Raw genomic sequence first — 22,356 nt, 5'->3', positions numbered from 1 at the left:
GTCAACAACGAGTTTACGACCCTGCTCGACGAGGGTCACCGGGAAGCACATGTCTGCACTCTGCGGCCTGACGTGCCATGTGTCGGAGGTCGCGCGCTCTGTTCTCAGCGATTTCTTCACGCCAATAAGGGGCGAGCTTGTGCGACCATTGTTCGAACTTCCATCCGTGCCAGAAATCGCCATCGATGAATATGGCGAATCGAACTTTGGTAAAGACGACGTCTGGCTTACCCGCGAGCCACGCTGCGTTACTCGTAAACGGTATCCACGCTTGTGTAGTTCTTTCCTTACGGAAAGTTCTATCTTGGTATCGCAGCCGCGAATTCGCGACATGGTCACTCGCCGCTGCTCGGACGTCATGTTGTCAGCCATTGCTAGGCCCCAGCGCGGATTCTGAATTCTGGTGGGTAAGTGAGGTTGCCACTTGTTCAAAAACGCACTCCACATGGCGATCGATCTCCTTCGCATCAATCGACTCGAATGACAAAAATGGCGACAGCCGGAGAAAGCGCTTTTGCGTTTCTCTGAACAACTGGCGCCGAGTGAAACTAGGGTACATTTCCGATGCGGTTAGAAGTCCAACTGCACTGCGCGCTGCGCAACCCAATGATCCGGGGGCCATCCAGAGTCGGCAGGACCAGAAGGAAGCATTCATGGCCAAGGGCGGTGACGCCGCGACCAGTAACACGGGCAGCTTGCAGGCGCCGGCTTCGCCGTACACGGTGACGGCCGACACGATCATTCCGGCTGCGCTCGTGACGGGCATCAATTCCGACCTGCCGGGAGAGATCATTGCCGAGGTGACGCAACCCGTGTACGACACGGCAATCGGCCGCTACGACGGCTAGGTCGCGTTCGGGCAGCAACGGGTGTTGCTCGTGTGGCTGCGCCTGGTTCTGCCCGATACCTCGTTGATCGCGCTCGACAAGCTGCCCGGCATCGACCCAGCCGGTTACGCGGGCCCAGAGGATGGCGTGGACTGGCATTGAGGCCGCATTCTGACGGGTGCCGTGCTGTCCACGATGCTCGGCGCTGACTCCGAGCTGGCGGTCTCGAATCAGGGCAGCGCCAATGGTAATACGGTTATCGCGTTGCGGGATAGCTCGCAGGACACGACCAATCAGGTCGGTCAGGAAATTACACGCCGCGACCTACGGCGAAGCGGTCGATGCCACAACGCTGATCCCGCACATGCTAGAACCAATTTATGACAATTGCTACAAAGCCAAATCGCATTGGAAATGGCACTTCGTTCGTCTGAGGTCATCCTCGGGTCGTAGCGCGCGGAACCCGGATGCGCTCCATAAATGTGCGCGGCTTCGCCGACGTTGACAGCACTGTACGGATCATCAGTCTGCCCGCTTGTGACGGCTCCGCAATCAGGATTCGCACATCGGTTAACGGTTCGAGCGTGCAACTGGTGGTTGTCGCATACTTTGTTGCCGCTGGCCCAAAGTCGACTGCGTTCGACTGGACGCGGCCACTCATAGGGGCGGCTCAAACCCAAACGTCGTCCCCCGCGGTGGGCGCGGCTCTCGCAATCGCCTCAGCACTCCCCATAAACTCCCCATGCCAACGAAGAACACCGTCACAGATAATGGTTCGAGTCCGGTCCCCGGTGCCACCGAATTCTTCGATTGTCAATCGCTGTTCTGGGTTGCGCCCGGGCAGCGAGGGGCAGCGGTCGGCCATCAAGAGCCGGTCAAGGTCAGGAGTTGGACGTCCGCTTCGCGTGCTCGCCCAGACTAAAACTGCGTACAGCGGAAGCGGCACCCAGATTCCCCCGTCGCCCGACGTCCTGTGCGAGGATCTCTCGGAAAACGCCCAATCCCGGCACGCCGTGCAACTGGCAGAACCCCTCAAGCACCTCGGCGATTGCGCCGTTCAATGTCTCTGGTTTGCGCGTACTGGCGATATGCGAACTGCCCCTTACCAGTTCCAGCATGTATGTCATACGGCCCAGCGCCATTGCGGCACCGGAAATAGATTTCTTTGGCATTCCAGCTCTCCCGCTCTATTTTCAATAAGTCACCATCACCGGCACCAAGTACCGTCAGTGGTCCGAATTTTTGGCACGGTCGCACGCAAGAACATTCTCGCCAACAGCCGCCGTCATCCGGACCGACTATGCATGGCGTTTACGAAACGCCTGGACAGGTCACGCGGTCTGTCAGACGCCCGTCGGAAGCAGCCGCTCAACGCCGCTTTCTTTTTCCCGTAAAACGTCCAGTCTCAAATGCCTCGGCGGGACGCTATTGCAGCCGCAATGACCGACAGCTGGGCCGGTTTTACAAAGTGGTGATCGAAACCGGCCTTAAACGATTCGGCCCTTTCGGAGCGGGCACGCAGTCCGGTTACCGCCAGCAACAACGGGCTGGGAATGACACCCGTGCGCCGGATTTCTCTCGCCACCGCGTGACCGTCCATACGGGGCATCTGGATATCGAGCATCACCACATCAGGACACCAGGCGTAGTACGCGGCGAACGCGCTTACACCGTCTACAGCCGTCTGGATGATGTAACCGTAAGTCGCGAAGAACAGCACGTAGGCATCGACCAGATCCGGGTCGTCGTCCGCGATGAGTAAGCGCACAGCTTTCGCAGTGGACATTGGGTTCCTGTAGGTTGCCCTTGTGTCGAGCAATTTGGGGACCCGATAGAATCAACGCAGCTACTTGCGCGTAATATAGATTTTGGGATCTGCCCCTACTGACTTTTTCCGCTTCTTTGAGGTTAAACATGCGATTGGCTGATTTCATCCTGCGTGACATGGAAACGATTCTGGTGCAGTGGGAGACGTTCGCCGCTACGCTGTTGCCGGCTGCCGGGGACATGAAATCGCTTGCTCTGCGAGATCATGCGCAACAGATTCTGCACGCCGTAGCGAAGGATCTGTCGACGGCCCAGACGAGGAAAGCCCAAGCCGAAAAATCGATGGGACGAGCCCCCGTGCTGATTGGGGCTCCAGAAACAGCTGCGCAGACACATGCCCTTGTGCGGGCACGAGGCGGATTCGACATTAACCAGTTGGCTGCAGAGTACCGAGCCTTGCGCGCGAGCGTCCTGCGCCTCTGGATGGACGAATGTCAGCCCGAAGCACCGCATCCGGAGGATGTGATCCGGTTCAACGAGGCAATCGATCAGGCGCTTGCCGAATCGGTCGAGTTTTTCAGTGCACAGGTAGATCAGGCTCGCAACCTCCTGCTTGGCATGCTCGGGCATGACATGCGCAGCCCACTACAGACCATCGTGATGACGGCCCAGTATCTGGCAGCATTGAACGCTGGGGAGCAGGTTTCAGTAGCGGCATCCCGCTTGATCAGGAGCGGCGCTCGCATGCAGGCGCTTCTGAACGATATGCTTGATTTCAATCGAACCAGGCTGGGTTTGGGGATCAATATCGCGCCGACAGATGGCGACCTGGAGAAACTGCTTGCCGACGAGCTCGACCAGTTGCGGGCAGCGCACCCAGACCGTCAGATCGATCTGGATGTGGAAGGGGACTGTCGGGGAGTTTGGGACGGCCGTCGTTTGCAGCAGCTGCTCGGCAACCTGGTGTTGAATGCGATCAAATACGGAGCGCCGGACGCGCCCGTGCGAGTCGTAATGACCGGCGAAGAGCGGAAAGTTCGTTTCGAGGTCAGAAACCAGGGAGCTGCCATCGATCGAACGACTCTGCAACGGATCTTCGACCCGCTTCAACGTGGCCTGAATCAGCAAGACTCATATAGCGCCGACGGCAACCTGGGGCTCGGTCTGTATATCGCGCGCGAGATTGCCAAGGCCCATGGAGGCGAGATCGAGGCGCAGTCCGACGAGGCACAAACCGTGTTTGCTGTGCGCCTGCCTCGTCGCCAGTAGCGTTCGTGATGTACCCCCGGCTCGGCCGTCCGGGCACCTTCGCGTGAGCCCCTTTAAGTGCAGGGGCTGCCGTTCACGATCACGCGGCAAAGCCTTCGCTTCGCTACATAGCCTTGCGCGGCGGCAGGTGCCTGACAATTGTCCTTGGATGATTGGTCGTCCGAATGTCTCCCTCGTGCGCTCAGGCAGCCGTCCGGATGACGTTGAGTGAGTGTCTCAAAGGGGGGACGAGAGCCGTTCCGAAGTTGGCGCGAACATTCGACCCGTTTTTGCTCTTTGTTTATAAATATCCTTGATCTTTTGACGCACAATTTACGAATTTGTAGCCAAGATGAAAGATATAAAACCACATTGGGAGACGCACTATGGACCTGCTCTACATCGGCGCAATTCTTGCCTTCGGCGGGATTTCGTTAGCAATGGTGATGGGCTTGGAGAAGTTGAGTCGTATCTCACGGGGTCGTGGAACACATTGATTGTGACGCTCGCCGGTGCTCTCGATCGCGCCAATCCGCACGCGTTCCTGTCGCATCCGGCATCGCAGGTTCTCCGACGCGTCGAGTTGATCGCAGAACTCCGCTTTCGATAACCGATTCGACGGCAGCATAGAGAACCTCGGTCGATAGTGGGTGGACAGAAAATTAGTCGGCGCAGCCGATGGCGTAGGTCATCGGTCAAAGCCTTATCAGGCGGGGTGGAGACGCTGCTGCATCACGGGTGAATGGGCCGCAGACGATGTGGCGGCAGGAGCGGTAGCTGGTCCGTTCATAAGTCCGATGTAAAGTTGCTTTGGCCGCACGAGTTTACCAGTGTGGTGTGTCGTCGATTGGCTCGATCTTCGGCTCCCGGCCACTTTCGGCCGGTCGATGCCAGCGTCCGGATCGTCAACAAAGTGGGGCGACCGGAATATATGGCCGCCCTGCCTCAATTAGTTCTCGATGCATCGATGCAGCTCATCCGCCTGGCCTTCACAGGCACTGCAACCCGGTAGGCTTTGAGCAGTGCCTAGAGGGCAGGAATCGGGGCGAGCGAATTGCCGGCTGGGATCTGCCCGCAATTTTGCGGTGGCGTGAGGTTCGCGAACCGCGCGTTGACCCAGAGCAGTGTTTCGGGAATCCATGCCAGCAGAGCATCAGGAGTATGGCTGAGAAGCGGAGTCTCGCCGTACTGAACCTTGACCCCACGCGAACAATAGTCGCGAGCCAGCGTCCGGACGTCGCCCGCGATCATGACGCCGTCGCCAGCACCGAACCCGGGCTGGTTTCCCGACGTACCCACAAGGTCGCCACCGGTACCTTCCTGAATCAGCATCGGGGCCGACGGCGTACCACCCGTTCCCATGATCAGGTCATTCATCATTTTCACGTACGCCGGGATCTTCTCTGGCGTCTGGTACTCCGGCCCGGCAATCGACGCCCACGTCAGTCCGGGGTACTGCGCCAGCACGTTGAGGATCGAGGCTTTCTGCAGCTGCTCGAAAACAGCTTTACCGTGCTCGTTGAGGTAGGGCGTCAGATCGACGTTGAACGCACGTGACATACCGACGAGCGCCATCGGCGTGAGTCCCGCCCATACCAGGCTACCATTGATGTAGCGCAGGTTGCGCGCTGGATCCACAAATACACCGCCGATCGACGAGCCAATGATGTGCCGGTCCACGTCGGGCGCGTAGGAGGGTGCCAGTTCGGCCGCCCACTCGCTCGCGATCGCACCACCGGAGTAGCCGACCAGGACGACTTTGGTGTCACCGGGCAGACCAACCGCCGGCGAGTTAAACGTTGCTCGCAAGGAATTCAGTACGTTCATGCCGTACTCCCGCCCGGCGAGGAAATCTGCCTGCTGGCCTTCGGTATCGGAGATCACAATGCTGTAGCCCTGCAACAGGAACGGAGCGAGCAGCACCGTCTCGATATCCGGAATCAATCCACCAAGGGTCAGTCCGCCTGAGATCGCGTAAGACGACTCATCATCAGGGTTCAGCGAGTCATAGACCGACTGGTACGAAATCAGCTTCTGCGGACCGATTCTGAAGGCCGGCTGGATCACCGAGGTGACGTTCACGGTCGGCTGCCCGAGCTGCCCTGTCGAGCGGTACAACAGCTGTGTGGTTTTGATCGGCAGTGGAAAGCCGAGGACGTGGTACGGAACGGTCCGCGTCTTCAGCACCGTACCCGGATTGATGTCCGCCAGAGGCGTGCTACCGCTGTACTGATAGAACGGATCTTGCCCGGGTGGGACCCGTGCTTCGGCCGAACTTGCTGCGCCTATGATCACCAGCGACGCAGCAATCAGGGCTACTCGCTGCCTCGCAACTGCACGCCAACGACGCTCTACGTTTTTTGTCTCCGACATCTCACGCTCCCAATGAGTTAGATCAGTCACTTTATGTAACGCTAGTGTTATTTTTTCATCGTAACAGCGTTGTTATTTTTCCCTCAAGTGGTGGTTTACGCTGTTTGGGTTTACGCTTGGTTCGTCGTGAGTTCGAAGCTCGACCGCGGCCATGTTTCAACATTTGCGAACGCGGGATCATTCGCAGCGGGGTGCGACCGAATGCCCAGTTGCCTCTGAGCAGCAATCCGTTGGCTTTCTATCGCTGGAAGGCACGTATGGCCACTGCGTGGAAAGGTTCGCTTCAGGGTATAGCGAGAGACCGTTCAGGGTCGATAGCGGGCCGACAGGAAAATAGTGAGCGTAGCTGATGGCGTAGCTCGTCAATCAAAGCCTTGTCAGACGGGGCGCAGATACTGCTGCATCATCGGCGTATGTTCCCCGCTGCTGTCCCGGAAAAGGGGCAGAGGAATGTCAACACTGCCCCACTGACAGACACCGCTCTGAACAGGAGAAGGTCGCTTCAGAAAAGATTGCACGAGTCTGGGCTTACGAAAATCCCTGTAATCAGGGCAGCCAAGGTATAACCCGCGACGATTCCGATCGCAAATCGCGGCCAGGTAAGTCGAAACTGAGTATATCGGCAGACGATGAAGACCACCGCAACATATGCGAGGAGCAGGCTCCAGAACAGGTCAGGCGAGTTGGCCGCCGCGTAGTAGATGCCTTCAGTGCCAGAGAGAAGGGACCATAGTACGGCCTTGACTAGATCGCGGCAGTAGAGACTCCAGGCGCCAAGAAGCGCAAAACCTGCGACTACCGCACCCGCTGCCGCGAGCAGGAGGAATCTTTGCCACATGGGAGTAGTGGGTGACTCGCCTTGCCCTGCCACGCGATCCTGCGACCGCGATTCCTCTGGGATATCAGTCATTTATATTCCAAGCGGTTGCCATCGTTCAGTGCCGTAAGTAGGGTGGATCGTTATGCGATCGGACCAATTACGGTATGAAAGGCGAATTTCAGTAGCAGGATTGTGATTCGAATGAGGATTGCGATAAAGCGAATCTTTCCCGGGTGTCGATTTGCGATACCGGGAGGATCGTACGGCGTAGCTCCGGATTGATCGACTGCTCTTGGCGAGGACCGAGTTCTGGTCCGGTACGACTGCGGTCGACCGGATGCGGGCAATTCTCTGCAGTGGGGCGCTGTTCCTGGAGTGGCCCCGGTTAGCGGGCTAGTGCTTTTCGCGTCCGCACTCCCCATAAACTCCCCACGACAACACGAAATGCCGCCACAGCTATCGGTTCGAGTTCGGTCCCCGGCACCATATGAAACTCCCATAACCTTCGGATTGCTCAATTGGGTATTCGTGAGAAGGTGAGTGTAGCCATAACGGCAGTCTTTCTTCGTGCGGTTCTATACCTCTTTCGGTAATTGTATGCGGCAAAGTCTGCTATACAGTTCTTCTTCCTGCTCGGTAAGCGGAAACGTACTCAAGATCTCCGAGATGTCAAAAACACCGGGCAGCGAAAGGACGTCACGCGCAAAATTGAACCGACGAGTGTTCGGATCAGAGGTTGGTTTTCCAATCACTCGAAGGAGGGGGAGCGGAATAGCCACGGCCCTACGGACAATGAAATCATCTTCGAAGATTACGCAGACGAGAAAGTCAAAAAGGTCTTTCTCCGTACTGCGAATCGTAAACTGGGTGGACCTGTTTTTTCCCCAGAGGCGGCGAGCCTTGATCTGGTAACGCCTCCCTTCGCTGTCAACAGCGTCGAAATTTTTCCAGGATGGTGGCATCAGTTCTAACTTCAGATGCTTAGAAACCATCCATTCTGCGACGTCGCCCACAGGGTTGTTGTACGAACGCACAACCCCGTGGCGTTGTAGCTCATACAAAATGCAGGAATACATTGTCAGCAGCCCGAGCGGACTCTGCGCTCGAATATCGTCAGAACGCATATATATTTCCTTAAAGTTCTCTCGTCCCCTGATTACGGTGTGTTGTAGCGTTACGCGAGAAGAACTGTCAAGCCTTCAGGCTTGGTTTCGGATGCGTCTCTTGGGTTACTGGCACCCCTTTTCAGGAGTAGCCCCAGATCTCCAGAACATTCCCAGCGGGGTCGATAATAGATACTGCTTTCATCCCATCCGCGTAGTTCAGCCTGTTCCGAGGCGTGACGCCGAGCAATTCCAACCTCTTTACTTCCTGATCTACGCTCTGCACTTCAATTGCAAGCGCGATCCCGTGCCCTGTCGGGCGAAATTCTGGATACGGGAACTCGCGGTCCCGACCGGTATGAATGGTCATGCTAATCCCGCGAATGAGGAAGGAGTGCCACGGGTTACCCTGGACAGATACTCCTGTTGAATGAGTGCTGAGTCTCACCGTTGTGCGATAGAAATCGACGACGCTCGCGTAGAGATCGTACTCAACAGGTACAAGAATATTCACGCTCGAGATCATGATGAGATGCCTTGATCGAAGTGGGAGATCATTCACCAATCGCCATCGTTTGTGTACAAATCTGGCGACCGATGACGTTGCCTTCCTCATCAGTCTTTGCGCCCTGTTCGTACACGGCGTCGATGATCGCAAACGTCAGGTTGAGGGCGTCGGGATTCTGCGTCAGTGGCCTGCCGTCTGCCCCCACGGCGCGAGAGGCACGCGCTTTGACAGTCGCGCGCTTTGTACCCTTGGCATTTGCTTTAGCAACGGCTCCCCCAACTTCGGCATATACGGCGCATGCCTGATCCGTGATCACGCCAAAAAGCTGCTGCCGCGCATCGTAGACTGTTTGTGCGCCCGCGGAAGCGCTGATCAAAGCCAGCAGGAGAAGGGTGGTTTTGCTCTGAACGATGTTTCTCATGGTTGTTCCCCGGTTAGAAAAACGCACGTCAATCGCGGCGTGCATCTGTGGTTCATCGGTGACTTCGTCTTCATATTCCACCGCGTTGCCTATGCAGGTCACAGGCATGTAAGCGATCTTCTCTGTGTGGGCGCAGATAAATCAGGTGGCGTTACTGCTCGCATTGCACTTTCCACAAATTCTCGAATGCATCGATTTCCTCCTGGTGAAAGGTCATGGGTGCAACGGTCAATACGGCACCATCAAGCACGAAGCGAGTGAAGGGCGTTCTGGTTCCGAAGCCATTAATGCCCGACACCTCGCCGCAAAATACGCCGGAACCCTTTCCATAATGTGTGTGCTGGAATTCAGCCCCCTCGACCTGCGATCTGACCAGATCGCGTGCCTGCCATTGATCGATGCCGTATATCGCTCCCGCAATGATTGCGACCAGAAGAATCGACGAACGAACTACCCGTATCAACAAGGTGCGTTTCTTCATACAGAGTTGCTTCCTATGAATAAGTGGGTATGGGGTATGCCTCCCTCCGTTCGCCATGCCTGCGTGAGCGGTTTGAGGCGGATACCGAGCTTCGCCTTCTCCTCACCTTGGCGGCACCGTCGCCAACCCCGGCCGTTTGAACGAGCAGATCTAGTCATCTGGGTAGTTGCATCAGTGACTGGCAAATACTAAGAAAGTCTTAGTGTATCAAATACTTTTGATCGACAGCATGGTTCCCTTTCGGAGGGGATACATCGCATGTCGGTATTCACGAAACGGCTCAAACAAGCTCGTAAGGCCGCCAAGCTTTCCCAAGAGAAGCTCGGGGTACTTGCAGGTATCGACGAAATGTCCGCGAGTGCTCGTATGAACCAATACGAGCGTGGCAAGCACGAACCAGATTTCCCGATGGTGGCTCGCATCGCGAAAGCGCTGCGGCTCCCAACTTGCTTCTTTTATGCAGAGCGGGATACTGAAGCCAAGCTAATAGCTGCGTTTCACAGGCTCGATGATGAGCGGAAGGCGGCGCTGCTTGACCAAGCGATACGGTGGGCAGGAGTCGACGACGAACTGCGGGCAATCTAGGTTTAGCGCTTTCCTCGCTAGTATTCTCGCGGCAGCAGGATGGTCGTCGCTGACCGGTCCGCCTCGGTTATCACCCATATCCGGATCATCGTCGGTAGTGTGTACGCGGATAGCAATCGCTCCCTGGCCTCAAGAGCCCGGTCGTTTTGTTTCCTATCCGAATCGTCGAGTTCGCCCCAGTCCCCTTGAACATGTCGAAGCAGGAGATCAATCGGAGAGAAGCCCGCAGAATGCAGCGTGGCGATGGCAGCCGGTGTAATCAGGATATGGCCGAGCGAAAACAGCGGCTCGACATTGTCGGCATGGGTCAATTTCATGATGAGCGTTTCCAGTAGGCGAGCGAACGCCTCCGAAGGGTTTCGGATACGTTGGACGCAATGAGGGAATGTCTAAGACGGGGCGCCGAATGATGCCCGACGCGGGTCGACTACCTGACTTTCAAGAGTTGAAAGGTTTGAAAGATTCGTATCGACATGTGGGGTGTCCATGAAACCATACCGATACGACCCCATTATACATCATTTTGCTGCAACGCAGCACAAATTGCGCTGTCGCAACCCGTTTCTGGGGATCAAAGGGGTTGTGAGTTAATTTGATAGTCAAAAGCAAAAATCCCCTGATTTTGTAGTAAAATCAAGGGATTATGAGCCACTTTGGCGGAGAGACGGGGATTCGAACCCCGGATAGGTTATTAACCTATACACGCTTTCCAGGCGTGCGACTTAAACCGCTCATCCATCTCTCCGGTGGACGCGCATTATAGCAAACTCTGGACCGTGCGCCACCCCGACGAAGACGGACCGAGACTGCACCCCCGCAACCACCGCACGCCGTACCTGTCATCCACCTCTGCAATACGCGATTTGCATAGTCGAAATCATCGTTTGGGCGCGCACGGGCGGCTCGGTAGCATCGGATCTTCGAATCTATCCGGTCGCTGAGCGCCTGCTGAATCATGTCCACCGTCACGCTTTCCCCATCCGCGCGCGAAGTCGCAGCCGCCGACACATCGCATCAGTCGTCCCCCACCGTCATCCGCTCCGCACAGGACGTCTCGCGTCTCGTCAACGCGGGCGCGAAACCGGGTAGCCACGCACGCATCGTCATCGCGATCGCACTCGGTGGCGTGTTTCTCGATGCTTACGATCTGACGTCGCTTGCCTACGGCATCAAGGACATCGCGCGGCAGTTCGCATTGAGCCCCGTGCAGGTCGGTTTCGTCGCGTCGGCGATCACATTCGGTGCGATTCTCGGTGCTGCGGTCGGCGGTTATCTGACGGACCGCATCGGGCGATATCGCGTGTTTATGGCCGACATGCTGTTCTTCGTCGTCGCGGCGATCGCCGCTGGTCTTGCGCCGAACGCATGGGTGCTCGGCGGTGCGCGCTTTCTGATGGGCTTCGGCGTTGGTCTCGATCTGCCGGTCGCCATGGCGTTTCTCGCGGAGTTCTCGCGTGTGTCGGGCAAGGGCAACAAGGCGGCCGCCGTCGCAGCGTGGTGCCCCGCGTGGTATGCGGCCACGAGTTTCTGCTATCTGCTGATCCTCAGTTTATATGCGCTGCTACCGCCCGCGCATCTCGGCTGGTTGTGGCGGCTGACCCTGGCGTTCGGCGCCGTGCCGGCGCTCGTCATCATCGCGGTTCGCAGCCGCTATATCAGCGAGTCGCCGGTGTGGGCTGCGAATCAGGGCGACCTCGAGGGCGCAGCACGCATCCTGAAGCGCACGTATGGCATCGATACGGTGGTCGAGCGCGACGCGACGCCCGTTCGCGCACCGCGCGCCGCAACCTGGCGCAACTACGCGGTGCTGTTTAACGCGACCTATCGGCGGCGTACGGTGCTGGCCGCGGTCATCGGCGCGGCCTCGTCGTTTGGCTATAACGCCGTGATCTTCGGCCTGCCGGTGATCATCGCGAGTTTTCTGCAGCAGGGACCGCTCACGACGATCGTCGCCTCGCTTGCATTGAATCTGCTGTTTGCGTTTGTCGGCGGTCTGATCGGCGTGCGCACGGCACATAGCATCGGCGCATGGAAGATGACGCTGTTCGGCGTTGCGCTGCAGTTCGTCGCGTTGATCGGGCTCGCGTCGATCGGCAAGCCGGCCGCGCCGGTTTATGTTGGACTCGCTATCCTGCTGCTCGGTGCGTATCTGTTCGGGCAGGGCTTTGGTCCCGGCTCGCATTCTATGACCTACGCGTCGCTCAGCTATCCGACTTCGCTACGCGGTATCGGTGTCGGTTTGAACCAGACGCTCGTGCGCGCTGCGTCGACGGTATCGTTGTTTCTCTTTCCGGTACTTGCCGCGGCGCTCGGTACGAAGGTCTTCTGGGTCATCGCGCTGGCTCCGTTGACTTCGCTGCTAACGTTGCTCGCCATTCGCTGGGAGCCGTCCGGTTACGACGTCGACAGTGAGGACTATGTCGACGTCGTTGCGCAGAAAGCGGCCTAGCGCAGCGTTGCGTGGCTCGTTAGCGTGTCGCCGCCGCGATGACACCGACGCTCGCACACACCACGCACACCATGCCCACGAGTTGCAACGCGGTCATCGGTTGATGCAGAACGATGAACCCCGCGAGCGCGCCGATCGCCGGTTCCACGCTCATCAGGATGCCGAACGCCGCAGCCGGCATCTGCCGCAACGCGACCATTTCGAGCGCGTAGGGCAGCAGCGGAACGAGTAGCGCGAGGCCGGCGGTTGCGGCGAGTTGCATCGGCGGGATGTGGCCGTCGCTGTCGATCAACCCAAACGGTGTAGCGACGAGCGCGGCCGCGATCAGCGAAATCGACAGTCCCTCGAGTCCCTCGAACGCGGCGCCGGTTTTTTTCATCAGCACGATGTAGCTGCCCCAGCCGAGCGCCGCGCCGGCTGCCAGCAGCACACCAAGCGACTCCGCCACCGATCCTCCAATCCACCCGGTTCCGCTCCGGGCAAGCAGCAGCACACCGGCAATCGCGAGCAGCGGCCAGACCAGTGCGCGCCAGCGGCGCACACCGATGGTCGCGACCGTCAGTGGGCCGAGAAAATCGATCGCGACAGAAAGTCCCAGTGGAATGCGTTCGATCGAGGCAAAGAAGCACAGCGTCATGCCCGCCATCGCGACACCGAGCGCAAGCGCGGCTAACCAGTGTGCGGGCGCGTAGCCGCGCAGCTTCGGTCGTACCACCACAGCGAGCACGACAGCGGCCCAGCAAAGCCGTAGCCACGTCGTGCTGAACGAGCCGAACGCGGTCATCGTCGGGGCCGATAGCGCGGCACCGAACTGCACGCTCGACATCGACAGCATGGCAAGCAGAGCCGCCATGCCGACGGCGCGTCGCGATTTCGCGGGCGGTTTTTGAAGTGCGAATGTCGAGCGTGAGGCGGGCGGCGAAACCAGCGTGTCTTCAACCATGACGAAACCTTTGATAAACCTGCAACGATGCTTCAATGAGCCGCATTCGCCCCATCATATCGGCGCTCACCTGATTAAGATAAGCTGATATTCCTTATGGCCGTATCAGGGATGCTGATAATGCGAGACCTGGACAGCGCGCTACTACGCGCATTCGTGACAGTGGCGGAAACTGGCGCAGTCAGCGCCGCGGCGGCGCGTCTCGCGCGGACCCAGGCGGCGGTCAGCATGCAGCTGCGCAGGCTGGAAGACGAAGTCGGTCAGCGTCTGCTCGATCGTTCGCCGCGCGGCGTGCGGCTCACGGAAGCGGGACATCTGCTGTTGCCGTACGCACATACGATCCTCGGCGCCTCCGCCGACGCCCGTCGCGCGCTGAGCGCCGGGCAGGTGTCGGGCACGGTACGTCTCGGGATGCTCGAGGACATCGCGGTCGGTCGTCTGCCGCGTGCGCTGCGGCGCTTTTCGGTTGCCTATCCGCAGGTCGCGCTGGAGATCGTCGTCGATACGAGCAGCGTGCTGTCGGCACGGCTCGCCGAAGGCGCGCTCGATGTGATCGTCGCCGATCCGGCGCTCGTCGATGCAGTGCCACTCGTCAGCTGGACCCAGCCGCTTTTCTGGGTCGGTGCGCGCGGCTTCGATGCGTTCGCCGACGACGAGTTGCCGGTCGTCGCATTCGGTGGCGGCTGTCTGTGGCAGCAGAGCGTGCTGACTGCGCTGCGCCGTGCGGGTGTCGCGTGGCGCATCGTTTGCACGAGCACGAGTCTGCCGGCGGTGCAGTCGGCGGTCGAGGCTGGGCTGGGTGTGTCGGTGCTGCTCGACGGCAACATCCGTCACGAATCGATGCGGGTGCTGGGTCGTGGCGATCGCCTGCCCGAGCCGCCTCGCGCCGATTTTGCATTGTTCATGCGCGAGACGCCTGGCGCGCAGGCGGCGGCTGTGCGGACACTGTATGACTTCCTGTGCGAAGAGTTGAACATCGATGCATCTGGCGACGCTGCGCTTGAGCAAGATGCGGCGTCGCACTGATCGAACCGTGTTGCGGACCGGAGCGTGCGCACCTTGCCGTCACTCCGATACCCACATCAACGCCGGATAACTCCCATCAGCAAGGTCACGAGGAAGATCACGACAAAGATGAAGAACAGGACTTTGGCGATTTCCGCGGCGCCGGCCGCGATGCCGCCAAAGCCGAATACCGCGGCGATGATCGCGATGACGAAGAAGATTGCAGCGTATCGAAGCATGAGACCTCCCACCGATGGCTGGCTGGAATAGTTTAGGGTTGGCAGTCGGCATCTGGCGTGGTTCGCCGGACCGCGACATGCATCAGCAACTGCTGTGCCCAGCCGTGCCGCAGCTTGTGATTTGCCAATCGAGGCATACGTAGGCAAGCTCACGGTTCGAGTGACTCGAACGACTTCGCGACACGCCCCGCGAGGGACTACCCATCTCCCTTAAACACAATGCAGAAGATACTCGTCAGTGCTTGCCTTGCCGGTTTGCCGGTGCGCTATGACGGCAAGGCGAAAACCATTCGCAACGCACTGTGGCAACGATGGTCCGACGAGGGGCGGCTTGTGATCGTGTGCCCGGAGGTTGCGGGCGGTTTTGACACGCCACGCAGACCGGCAGAGATCCAGTTACGGCGCAGCGGTGATGACGTGCTTGCCGCTGCCGCGACGATCGAAGACGACGTGGGCGCTGACGTTACGGCGATGTTCGTCGCAGGCGCGCGGTCCGCGCTCGATCAGGCTCAGGCACATGGATGTCGCTATGCACTACTCGCCGACGGCAGTCCATCGTGCGGTAGCGGTTTCCTGTACGACGGCACCTTCAGCGGCACGATGCATTCCGGTGCGGGTGTGACTGCCGCGTTGTTGCGTCAGCATGGCATCGTGGTATTCGCGCCCGCGCAGATCGAGGATCTGGCAGCACACATCGCACACGACGAAGCGGGGAACTAGCGCAACTGCGTGACAGCGATCAACAAAACCATACTGCCGATCGCGCCATCGAGCACACGCCACGCACCCGCCCGGCGAAACAACGGCGCGAGTGCGCGCGCACCATAGCCGACACCAACGAACCACACCGCACTGACGACCATCGCGCCGAGTGCGAACGCCGTGCGCGCCTCGATCGGTTCGCGTGCGCCGGCGGTGCCGATCAACAGGAATGTGTCGAGATACACGTGCGGATTGAGCCACGTAAGCGCGAGCGTCGTCAGAACGATCGGCCAGGTGCGCTGGGTTTGCTGTGTCGGCATCGTCGGCGTGTTTGAAGCGTTGGCGTCGAGCGCAGCATGTCCGGGCCGCCATGCGCGGCGCAACGCGCTGATACCAAACCACGCAAGATAGGCGAGCCCGGCGTACAGCATGGCGTGCACGAACGTCGGATAACGCTCGACAAGCGCCGACGCACCGCCAACGCCAGCCGCGATCAGCGCGAAATCCGACAACATGCACAGCACGATGATCTTGCCGATGTGCGAGCGCATGATGCCCTGCCTGAGCACGAACGCGTTCTGCGCACCGATGGTCACGATCAACGACGCGCACAGCGCCGCGCCGTGAGAGAAAGCCAGCCAGGACATAGTCGATCCAGTAGACGGAAGGTGAGGAGACGCGCTAGTCTGTGGCATCGATGGAAGTAACAAAAGCTAATTTCACTAACGTAGATTAAGGAACGCTAATGCTCGACTACGCACTGCTCGATGCACTGGCCGCGGTGGTGCGCCATGGTTCGTTCGATCGCGCGGCGAAGGCGTTGAACGTCACGCCCTCCGCGGTATCTCAGCGGGTGAAGCTGCTTGAGGAGCGGGTCGGCAGTGTGCTGGTGAAGCGCGGGCAACCGTGTGTCGCGACAGCTTCGGGGGCGCTGTTGTGCCGGCACACCGAGCGCGTGCAGTTACTCGAAGCCGATCTGGGCGGCCGGATGCCCGCGCTGCCTGGCGCGCAGGAAGGCGGGTGGCCGACCTTGCGTATCGGGGTCAACGACGACAGTGTCGGCACATGGTTTCTCGATGCGGTGGCCGATTTCTGCATCGAGCGATCGGTCCTGCTCGATCTCGTCATCGACGATCAGGACCACACTGCGCAACATATCCGCGATGGCAGCGTGCAAGGCGCTGTGACGACCCAGGCGGAGCCGGTGCAGGGCTGCCGCTCAGTGCGGCTTGGCAGGATGCGCTATCACGCGGTCTGTTCGCCGGCGTTTCATGCGCGCTACTTCGCGGCGGGCGTGAGTCGCGACGCGTTGCGCAACGCGCCGAGCGTCGAGTTCAATCCGAAGGACCAGTTGCAGAAACGCTTTATCCGGCGCATCACGCGGGCAGAGATCGATCCGCCGATGCACTGGATTCCAAACGTCGCGGGTTTTCTGCGCGCGTGTGTGATCGGGCTTGCATGGGGAATGTGTCCGGAACGGATGATCGCGCCGTATCTGGCAAGCGGCGAACTCGTCGAGTTCGCGCCCAGCAAGCATGTCGACATCGATCTGTACTGGCAGAGCTGGCGGCTGTCGATCGAATGGCTCGATGACTTCGGTGCGATGTTGCGAAAACAGGCTGTGGACTATCTGGACTAGTGGTGGGCTACAACAGCAATTCAATCGAATGAAACAACCGACGCATATCCGGGTCCCGCGAGCGCGCACCTTCGTCGATCACCTCATGCAGGCAGTCGAGAAAGCACCTGCCAGCCGGCCCCGGCGGCGAACTGCGCCGCGCGGTGACGCTGACCGTGGTTTCATCGACAGTTTCGCGCAGCGGCAGTGCGCACAGATTTTCCTTCGCCATACTCAGCTCGACGAGCGGCCACGGACAGATGCTGAGCATGTCCGTGTGAGCGATCAACCCGGTCAGAATCGCAAACGAGTGCGCGAGATGGATCGTGCGCGGCACGCGCATGCCGCGTCGCAGGAACAGGTTGTCCGCCATCGATTCCCGACTCGCCGGGTCCCAGTTCAACACCCATTCCGCGTTTTCGAGTTCGAGCAGCGAGCGGCAGTTGGCGAGCGGATGACCACGTCGCGCGATCACCGCAGAATGTGTCGAGAACAGCGGCTCATGATGAAACTCCGATTGCGGTGACGCGGGCGGTGGCCGGCCGATCGAAAAATCGAGCGTGCCGTCGCGCAGCCGCGGTTGCACGACCGCAAGCAGCCCTTCGAAGAATTCAAGCTGCACCTCCGGCATCCGCTCGCGAAAGCGCAACACGGTGGCCGGCAGAAACGTCAACGCGACCCACGGTGTGACACCGATCGACAGCTTGCCGGCCGCCGCACCGCGCATCGCATCGAGTTCGGCTTCGGCGCGCGCGAGCTGCCCGAGCACGAGCCGCGCATGCACGACGAGCACGCGACCGTATTCGGTGAAGGTAATGCCGTTGGTATTGCGGATCACGAGCGGCGTATGCAGATCCGCTTCGAGTTCGCGCACGGCCTTGGTCACGGCTGCCGGCGAAACGTCGAGCGAACGGGCGGCGGCGCGCAGGCTGCCGGTGTCGGCGATTGCCGCAAGTGTGCTGAGCTGGTGAAGTTTCATAGACGCAAAGCCGGGTAAGCCGGGTAAGCCGGGTAAGCCGGGTAAGGGTGGCAACCACAGGTTGCCATTGCGACGATTCTACGCCTGCCCGTCAAAAATATCGGCGGCTATGCTGGTCCGATACCGACATGGGTGGAGGCACGAACATGAACACGATGGTCATTCCGGCTGGCATTGCCGCTCTCGAAGCGGAAATGATTGCTCTACGGCAGAAAATTCACGCGCATCCTGAACTCGCATACGAGGAATTTGCAACGGCCGATCTCGTCGCCGAACGTCTCACACAGTGGGGTTACACAGTCCATCGCGGGCTCGGCAAGACCGGCGTCGTGGGGCAACTGAAAGTAGGCAGTGGTGCGCGCCGGCTTGGCCTGCGAGCCGATATGGACGCACTGCCGATCCACGAGCAAACCGGCCTGCCGTACGCGAGTACGATTCCCGGCAAGATGCACGCATGCGGCCACGATGGCCACACAGCAATGCTGCTCGCCGCTGCAAAACATCTCGCCCAAGAGCGCACATTCGACGGCACGCTAAACCTGATTTTCCAGCCCGCCGAAGAAGGTCTGGCAGGCGCGAAGAAAATGCTCGAAGACGGTCTGTTCGAGCATTTCCCTTGCGATGCGGTCTTTGCAATGCACAACATGCCAGGCTTTCCCACCGGTAAGTTCGGCTTCCTGCCCGGGCCATTCATGGCCTCGTCGGATACGGTGATCGCGAAGGTGACCGGCCGCGGCGGCCACGGCGCGATGCCGCACAAGGCCATCGATCCAGTCGTCGTGTGCGCGCAAATCGTGCTCGCGCTGCAGACCATCGTCGCGCGCAACATCGCACCGCTCGACATGGCGATCATCACGGTCGGCGCGATCCACGCGGGCGAAGCGCCGAACGTGATTCCCGAAAGCGCTGAGATGCGTTTGTCGGTGCGCGCATTGAAGCCGCAGGTACGCGATCAGTTGCAGCAGCGCATCACCGAGGTGATCCACGCCCAGGCCGCGGTGTACGGCGCGCATGCGGAGATCGATTATCAGCGGCGCTATCCGGTGCTCGTCAACGATGTGGCGATGACCGGCTTTGCGAAGCAGGTCGCACTCGACTGGGTAGGAGACACCGGTGTGCTGCCCGACATGGAGCCGCTTACCGGCAGCGAAGACTTCGCGTTCCTGCTCGAGCGATGTGCGGGCAGCTATCTGATCATCGGCAACGGCGATGGCGAGGGCGGCTGCATGGTGCACAACCCTGGCTACGACTTTAACGACGCGTGCCTCGCAACGGGCGCGGCGTACTGGGTGCGGCTGGCCGAATCGTTTCTGGTCTGAGCACGCGCACGAACACGTACGCACACGCGATGCAGGATGCAGCAACCGGGAGGAAACAGGCATGAACTATCCAGCTGCACCGACTGCGCCATCGACGGAATCCGCGCAAGACGTGTCGGATAACCGCACGACGACGCCCGCACACCGTGCAAAAGCGATTGCCGCAATCACGCTCGGCAATGGCCTCGAGTTTTTCGATTTCACGGTGTACAGCTTCTTCGCGACGATCATCGGCAAGCTGTACTTTCCGGTGGAAGGACAGCTCGCACAATTGATGCTAGCCGTCGGCTCGTTCGGTGTCGGTTTCATCATGCGTCCGATCGGCGGCATCGTGCTTGGCGCGTATGCGGACCGGGCGGGCCGCAAGGCGGCGATGAGCGCGACGCTGTGGCTGATGACGCTCGGTTCCGCGATGATCGCGTTCGCGCCGACTTACGCCGCGATCGGTGTCGCAGCGCCCCTGCTGGTGATCGCAGCGCGGCTCGTGCAGGGCTTCGCGCTCGGCGGCGAAATCGGTGCATCGACGTCGCTGCTGCTGGAGTACGGCAGCGATCGCACGCGCGGCTTTTACGGCAGCTGGCAGTTCGTGAGCCAGGGGCTCAACATCGCGTGCGGATCGCTGCTCGGCGTGGCGCTTGCGGGATGGTTGTCACCGCAGGCACTCGAAAGCTGGGGCTGGCGCGTGCCGTTCGTGATCGGCATGGCGATGGGGCCGGTCGGCATCTATATTCGCCGTCATCTCGACGAGACGTTACCGTTGGCCGTATCTGGCCCCGCGCAGCCCGATCTCGCGACCATCATGCAACCGGTCCGGGACCTCTTCGGTCGGCATTTCGCTGCGATCGTGTGCGGCGTGCTCACGACGATCGGTGGCACCGCGGCGAACTACATCGTGTTGTTCTACCTGTCCACTTACGCGATCCGCATCCTGCATCTACCGATGGCGCTCGCCCTGTGGGCATCGTGGGCCGCGGCCGCGGTCACGGTGGTGTGCTCGCCGCTCGCGGGGGCGTTGTCGGACCGCGTGGGCCGCAAGCGCGTGTTGTGGATTTCGCGCGTGCTGCTGATCCTCGCGGTGTATCCCGCGTTCATGGCGATCAACGCGACGCCGACCGTGCCGGTACTGCTCGCCGTGGTGTCGGGGCTCGCGGTGCTGGTCGCGTTTACCGCGGTGCCGAACATCGTGATGTTGCCGGAGCTGTTTCCGCGCGCCATCCGGGCGACGGGGATGTCGATTGTCTACTGTATCGGCGTGTCGATCTTCGGTGGTTTTGCGCAGTTCTTCGCGACGTGGTTGATCCAGTTGTCGGGCAATAACCTGGCGCCTGCGTGGTATCTGATCGGCTGTAGCCTGGTGTCGTTGTTGCCGCTGCCGTTTATGCGGGAAACGGCGGGGAGGGCGATTGATTAGTTCAGGGGACGCAGACTCGCAATTGAATTCACCCGCGCATTCACTGGAATCGAAGCGTGATGACAAGCCCAGGAATACGGGCGCGCAAGGCGTCGGCGAGCGACGAGATCGTGGTGTGGTCGATTGCCCCTGCCGTTCTGAAGTCAATGATGGTCCCGGTTGTCTCGGACGTACCCAGTCTCGCGGCCGGGCCAGCGGGTTTTCCATAGCCATAGCCTTGCGACCACACTTCGCCGCCCCTCATGCTGGTGAACGTCAACGATGGGCAAGCGAAGTTGGCAAGGGACGGCCCTATCGATCCTCGCTCGCCCCAAACCAGTTCGCGAAGAGTCGACTCGATCTCAGGACTTGAGGGAAGGCACGGATAGAAGCCGGTAAGCGCCCGCTCGGCATGCGAGAGCGTGTCCCCACGATCCGGCGTCAATCGCATCCCTCGGCCTGTGTCGGTGAGTTTTGCCGCCGCGCCATCAAGTTCAAGCGTGATTCTCGATTCGGGCGAGTAACTGTATTCCACCACGCTTAGGGCAAGGAGTTCCGCGCAGACATCCGCGGGCGAAAGCTGGCGGGAAATCTGCAGGAGTTCGTCGTGGTGCATGGCTTTCTCTCGATAGAAAACGCTGTGCGGATTCGACCGAACATCAACCAGCCAGATCGCGAACCGGTTGTGCCTTTTCTTCAAACCACTTCGTTAGTCCTTCATCGTTCCACTCCTGAGTGATGGTTTCCGCTTGCCGCAATCGCTCGACGCCTTCCGCCTTCCGCGCAAGACCAATGAGCGCACGCGCAGACTCGAGCAGCAGAAACGCACGATCCACGTCTTCGGAGCCATTCGTCTCGATCAGCTGCCGACCACGTTCGGCTGCTTCGAGCGCGTTCGCATAGTCGGCAATACGGTTGAAAACCAGCGCACATAAATAGTCGGCCCGCTCGTGATTGACCCACGTTCCTGCACGCTGCCAAAGCGTCCGGGCTGCGGCCGCTCCCTGAATCATTGCAACACGCACATCGGCGTGGCCGACGGTTTCATCATCCAGTTCCAATAGAGCGGAGACGGCGTTGTTCAGGCTTGAGGCAATCGTAGCGTCGACGCCGCTTGCATCGCCCCACTGCTCGACACCTTCGGTGATCGACAGCAAAGCCACCGCCGCGTCTACCGCACGAGCTGGCGAGATAGAGAAACTGATAGCAGACGCGCGCACGGCGATAGTTGCCTGATCCGCGCGTACGCTATCTTGCGTCATGCGGCGTTCCAGCGCCATGCCAGCAAGCAGGTTGCCACTAAGATGCGCCGCTACAGCGGCGTGGCGAAGCGCAGGTTGAGGCAACGAAGCATGCCGCGAAATAACCTTTACGATCAATTCATGGGCCTCGGACCACCGATCGAATTTCTCACCAATCACGTGGTCCACGAGCCATGTGAAGCGGCCGAGCTGATCCGTGGGTACGTCCAGCTCTGCAATCTTGTGAAGGGCCTCGGCAGCTGCTTGAGGTTCATCATCGTGGTTTTGCATCAGCAGGCCGAGGTCGTCTGCAATCGTCATGTTGTGAATTCCCTGAA

At 59.8% G+C, this 22,356-nt stretch carries 24 protein-coding genes, 1 tRNA gene and 1 pseudogene; 9 read left to right on the top strand and 17 right to left on the bottom strand.

What is annotated here, in order from left to right:
- Window positions 1–13 precede the first annotated feature (13 nt).
- Entirely contained in the window at window positions 14–265 is a 252-nt protein-coding gene (locus BWP39_RS32620) for a hypothetical protein (RefSeq protein WP_407944788.1), read from the bottom strand.
- Here BWP39_RS32620 and BWP39_RS32615 point away from each other — a divergent pair.
- Window positions 186–989 (top strand): annotated as a pseudogene (locus tag BWP39_RS32615) (TrbI/VirB10 family protein). The gene BWP39_RS32620 and the pseudogene BWP39_RS32615 sit on opposite strands and share 80 nt — an antisense overlap.
- Before the next feature lie 140 nt (window positions 990–1,129).
- Here BWP39_RS32615 and BWP39_RS32535 read toward each other — a convergent pair.
- The 3 genes from BWP39_RS32535 to BWP39_RS09700 all read right to left on the bottom strand — a co-directional run bounded on the left by BWP39_RS32535 (window position 1,130) and on the right by BWP39_RS09700 (window position 2,613).
- Window positions 1,130–1,417, bottom strand: a complete 288-nt coding sequence (locus BWP39_RS32535; protein ID WP_328590120.1) for an HNH endonuclease — start codon at window positions 1,415–1,417, stop codon at window positions 1,130–1,132.
- Window positions 1,418–1,708: 291 nt separating this feature from the next.
- A complete protein-coding gene (locus BWP39_RS09705; RefSeq protein ID WP_096719479.1) occupies window positions 1,709–1,999 on the bottom strand; it encodes a hypothetical protein in 291 nt (96 codons plus the stop codon).
- Between the two features lie 233 nt (window positions 2,000–2,232).
- Window positions 2,233–2,613, bottom strand: coding sequence for a response regulator (locus BWP39_RS09700; RefSeq protein ID WP_096719477.1), 381 nt, complete (start codon window positions 2,611–2,613; stop codon window positions 2,233–2,235).
- A 128-nt stretch (window positions 2,614–2,741) separates the two neighbouring features.
- Here BWP39_RS09700 and BWP39_RS09695 point away from each other — a divergent pair, with 128 nt between their 5' ends.
- A complete protein-coding gene (locus BWP39_RS09695; protein ID WP_096719475.1) occupies window positions 2,742–3,863 on the top strand; it encodes a sensor histidine kinase in 1,122 nt (373 codons plus the stop codon).
- 1,005 nt (window positions 3,864–4,868) lie between these two features.
- Here BWP39_RS09695 and BWP39_RS09690 read toward each other — a convergent pair.
- The 5 genes from BWP39_RS09690 to BWP39_RS09665 all read right to left on the bottom strand — a co-directional run bounded on the left by BWP39_RS09690 (window position 4,869) and on the right by BWP39_RS09665 (window position 9,548).
- Entirely contained in the window at window positions 4,869–6,215 is a 1,347-nt protein-coding gene (locus BWP39_RS09690; protein ID WP_096719473.1) for a lipase family protein, read from the bottom strand.
- A 1,395-nt stretch (window positions 6,216–7,610) separates the two neighbouring features.
- Window positions 7,611–8,159: a DUF6998 domain-containing protein gene (locus BWP39_RS09680; protein WP_133116847.1), complete on the bottom strand. Its 549-nt coding sequence runs from the start codon at window positions 8,157–8,159 to the stop codon at window positions 7,611–7,613.
- Window positions 8,160–8,280: 121 nt separating this feature from the next.
- Window positions 8,281–8,652: a VOC family protein gene (locus BWP39_RS09675; protein ID WP_207556704.1), complete on the bottom strand. Its 372-nt coding sequence runs from the start codon at window positions 8,650–8,652 to the stop codon at window positions 8,281–8,283.
- 40 nt (window positions 8,653–8,692) lie between these two features.
- Window positions 8,693–9,148, bottom strand: a complete 456-nt coding sequence (locus tag BWP39_RS09670; RefSeq protein ID WP_133116846.1) for a hypothetical protein — start codon at window positions 9,146–9,148, stop codon at window positions 8,693–8,695.
- A 70-nt stretch (window positions 9,149–9,218) separates the two neighbouring features.
- Complete coding sequence (locus tag BWP39_RS09665) at window positions 9,219–9,548, bottom strand: hypothetical protein (protein ID WP_096719463.1); 330 nt, start codon at window positions 9,546–9,548, stop codon at window positions 9,219–9,221.
- A 258-nt stretch (window positions 9,549–9,806) separates the two neighbouring features.
- On the opposite strand from BWP39_RS09665, the gene BWP39_RS09660 reads away from it, so the two are divergent.
- Window positions 9,807–10,133 carry a helix-turn-helix domain-containing protein gene (locus BWP39_RS09660; protein WP_096719461.1) on the top strand — a complete coding sequence of 109 codons (327 nt, stop codon included), beginning with the start codon at window positions 9,807–9,809 and terminating at the stop codon, window positions 10,131–10,133.
- Between the two features lie 17 nt (window positions 10,134–10,150).
- Here BWP39_RS09660 and BWP39_RS09655 read toward each other — a convergent pair whose 3' ends face one another.
- On the bottom strand, window positions 10,151–10,450 hold the full coding sequence (locus BWP39_RS09655; protein WP_096719459.1) for a hypothetical protein: 300 nt from the start codon (window positions 10,448–10,450) through the stop codon (window positions 10,151–10,153).
- Between the two features lie 337 nt (window positions 10,451–10,787).
- Window positions 10,788–10,878, bottom strand: a tRNA-Ser gene (locus BWP39_RS09650).
- A 210-nt stretch (window positions 10,879–11,088) separates the two neighbouring features.
- Between BWP39_RS09650 and BWP39_RS09645 the strand changes: the two genes are divergently transcribed.
- Window positions 11,089–12,582, top strand: a complete 1,494-nt coding sequence (locus BWP39_RS09645; protein WP_096719457.1) for an MFS transporter — start codon at window positions 11,089–11,091, stop codon at window positions 12,580–12,582.
- 19 nt (window positions 12,583–12,601) lie between these two features.
- Here BWP39_RS09645 and BWP39_RS09640 read toward each other — a convergent pair whose 3' ends face one another.
- Window positions 12,602–13,525, bottom strand: coding sequence for an EamA family transporter (locus BWP39_RS09640; protein ID WP_096719455.1), 924 nt, complete (start codon window positions 13,523–13,525; stop codon window positions 12,602–12,604).
- A 120-nt stretch (window positions 13,526–13,645) separates the two neighbouring features.
- Here BWP39_RS09640 and BWP39_RS09635 point away from each other — a divergent pair, with 120 nt between their 5' ends.
- Window positions 13,646–14,551 (top strand): LysR substrate-binding domain-containing protein, encoded by a 906-nt coding sequence (locus BWP39_RS09635; protein WP_096719453.1) that lies wholly within the window; start codon window positions 13,646–13,648, stop codon window positions 14,549–14,551.
- 56 nt (window positions 14,552–14,607) lie between these two features.
- On the opposite strand, the gene BWP39_RS09630 is transcribed toward BWP39_RS09635, so the two are convergent.
- Window positions 14,608–14,769, bottom strand: a complete 162-nt coding sequence (locus BWP39_RS09630) for a DUF1328 domain-containing protein (RefSeq protein WP_096719451.1) — start codon at window positions 14,767–14,769, stop codon at window positions 14,608–14,610.
- A 219-nt stretch (window positions 14,770–14,988) separates the two neighbouring features.
- Between BWP39_RS09630 and BWP39_RS09625 the strand changes: the two genes are divergently transcribed.
- Window positions 14,989–15,489, top strand: coding sequence for a DUF523 domain-containing protein (locus tag BWP39_RS09625; RefSeq protein ID WP_096719449.1), 501 nt, complete (start codon window positions 14,989–14,991; stop codon window positions 15,487–15,489).
- Here the strand turns inward: BWP39_RS09625 and BWP39_RS09620 are convergent.
- Window positions 15,486–16,118: a LysE/ArgO family amino acid transporter gene (locus tag BWP39_RS09620; RefSeq protein WP_096719447.1), complete on the bottom strand. Its 633-nt coding sequence runs from the start codon at window positions 16,116–16,118 to the stop codon at window positions 15,486–15,488. The genes BWP39_RS09625 and BWP39_RS09620 overlap by 4 nt on opposite strands.
- Window positions 16,119–16,216: 98 nt before the next feature.
- On the opposite strand from BWP39_RS09620, the gene BWP39_RS09615 reads away from it, so the two are divergent.
- Entirely contained in the window at window positions 16,217–17,110 is an 894-nt protein-coding gene (locus BWP39_RS09615; protein ID WP_096719445.1) for a LysR family transcriptional regulator ArgP, read from the top strand.
- A gap of 7 nt (window positions 17,111–17,117) precedes the next feature.
- Here BWP39_RS09615 and BWP39_RS09610 read toward each other — a convergent pair whose 3' ends face one another.
- A complete protein-coding gene (locus BWP39_RS09610; protein WP_096719443.1) occupies window positions 17,118–18,068 on the bottom strand; it encodes a LysR family transcriptional regulator in 951 nt (316 codons plus the stop codon).
- A gap of 146 nt (window positions 18,069–18,214) precedes the next feature.
- Between BWP39_RS09610 and BWP39_RS09605 the strand changes: the two genes are divergently transcribed.
- Window positions 18,215–19,387: a M20 aminoacylase family protein gene (locus BWP39_RS09605; protein WP_096719737.1), complete on the top strand. Its 1,173-nt coding sequence runs from the start codon at window positions 18,215–18,217 to the stop codon at window positions 19,385–19,387.
- A 61-nt stretch (window positions 19,388–19,448) separates the two neighbouring features.
- Entirely contained in the window at window positions 19,449–20,798 is a 1,350-nt protein-coding gene (locus tag BWP39_RS09600) for an MFS transporter (protein WP_096719441.1), read from the top strand.
- 40 nt (window positions 20,799–20,838) lie between these two features.
- Here the strand turns inward: BWP39_RS09600 and BWP39_RS09595 are convergent, their stop codons facing one another.
- Window positions 20,839–21,477 carry a hypothetical protein gene (locus BWP39_RS09595; RefSeq protein WP_133116845.1) on the bottom strand — a complete coding sequence of 213 codons (639 nt, stop codon included), beginning with the start codon at window positions 21,475–21,477 and terminating at the stop codon, window positions 20,839–20,841.
- On the bottom strand, window positions 21,437–22,339 hold the full coding sequence (locus BWP39_RS09590) for a hypothetical protein (protein ID WP_096719437.1): 903 nt from the start codon (window positions 22,337–22,339) through the stop codon (window positions 21,437–21,439). The genes BWP39_RS09595 and BWP39_RS09590 overlap by 41 nt, the downstream gene beginning before the upstream one ends.
- Window positions 22,340–22,356 lie beyond the last annotated feature (17 nt).

Origin of the sequence: Paraburkholderia acidicola, assembly GCF_002362315.1 — a bacterium.
GTDB classification, from domain to species: Bacteria; Pseudomonadota; Gammaproteobacteria; order Burkholderiales; family Burkholderiaceae; genus Paraburkholderia; species Paraburkholderia acidicola.
The sequence above is the reverse complement of the archived record's forward strand: the minus strand, read 5'-3'. Positions and strand labels throughout refer to the sequence as shown.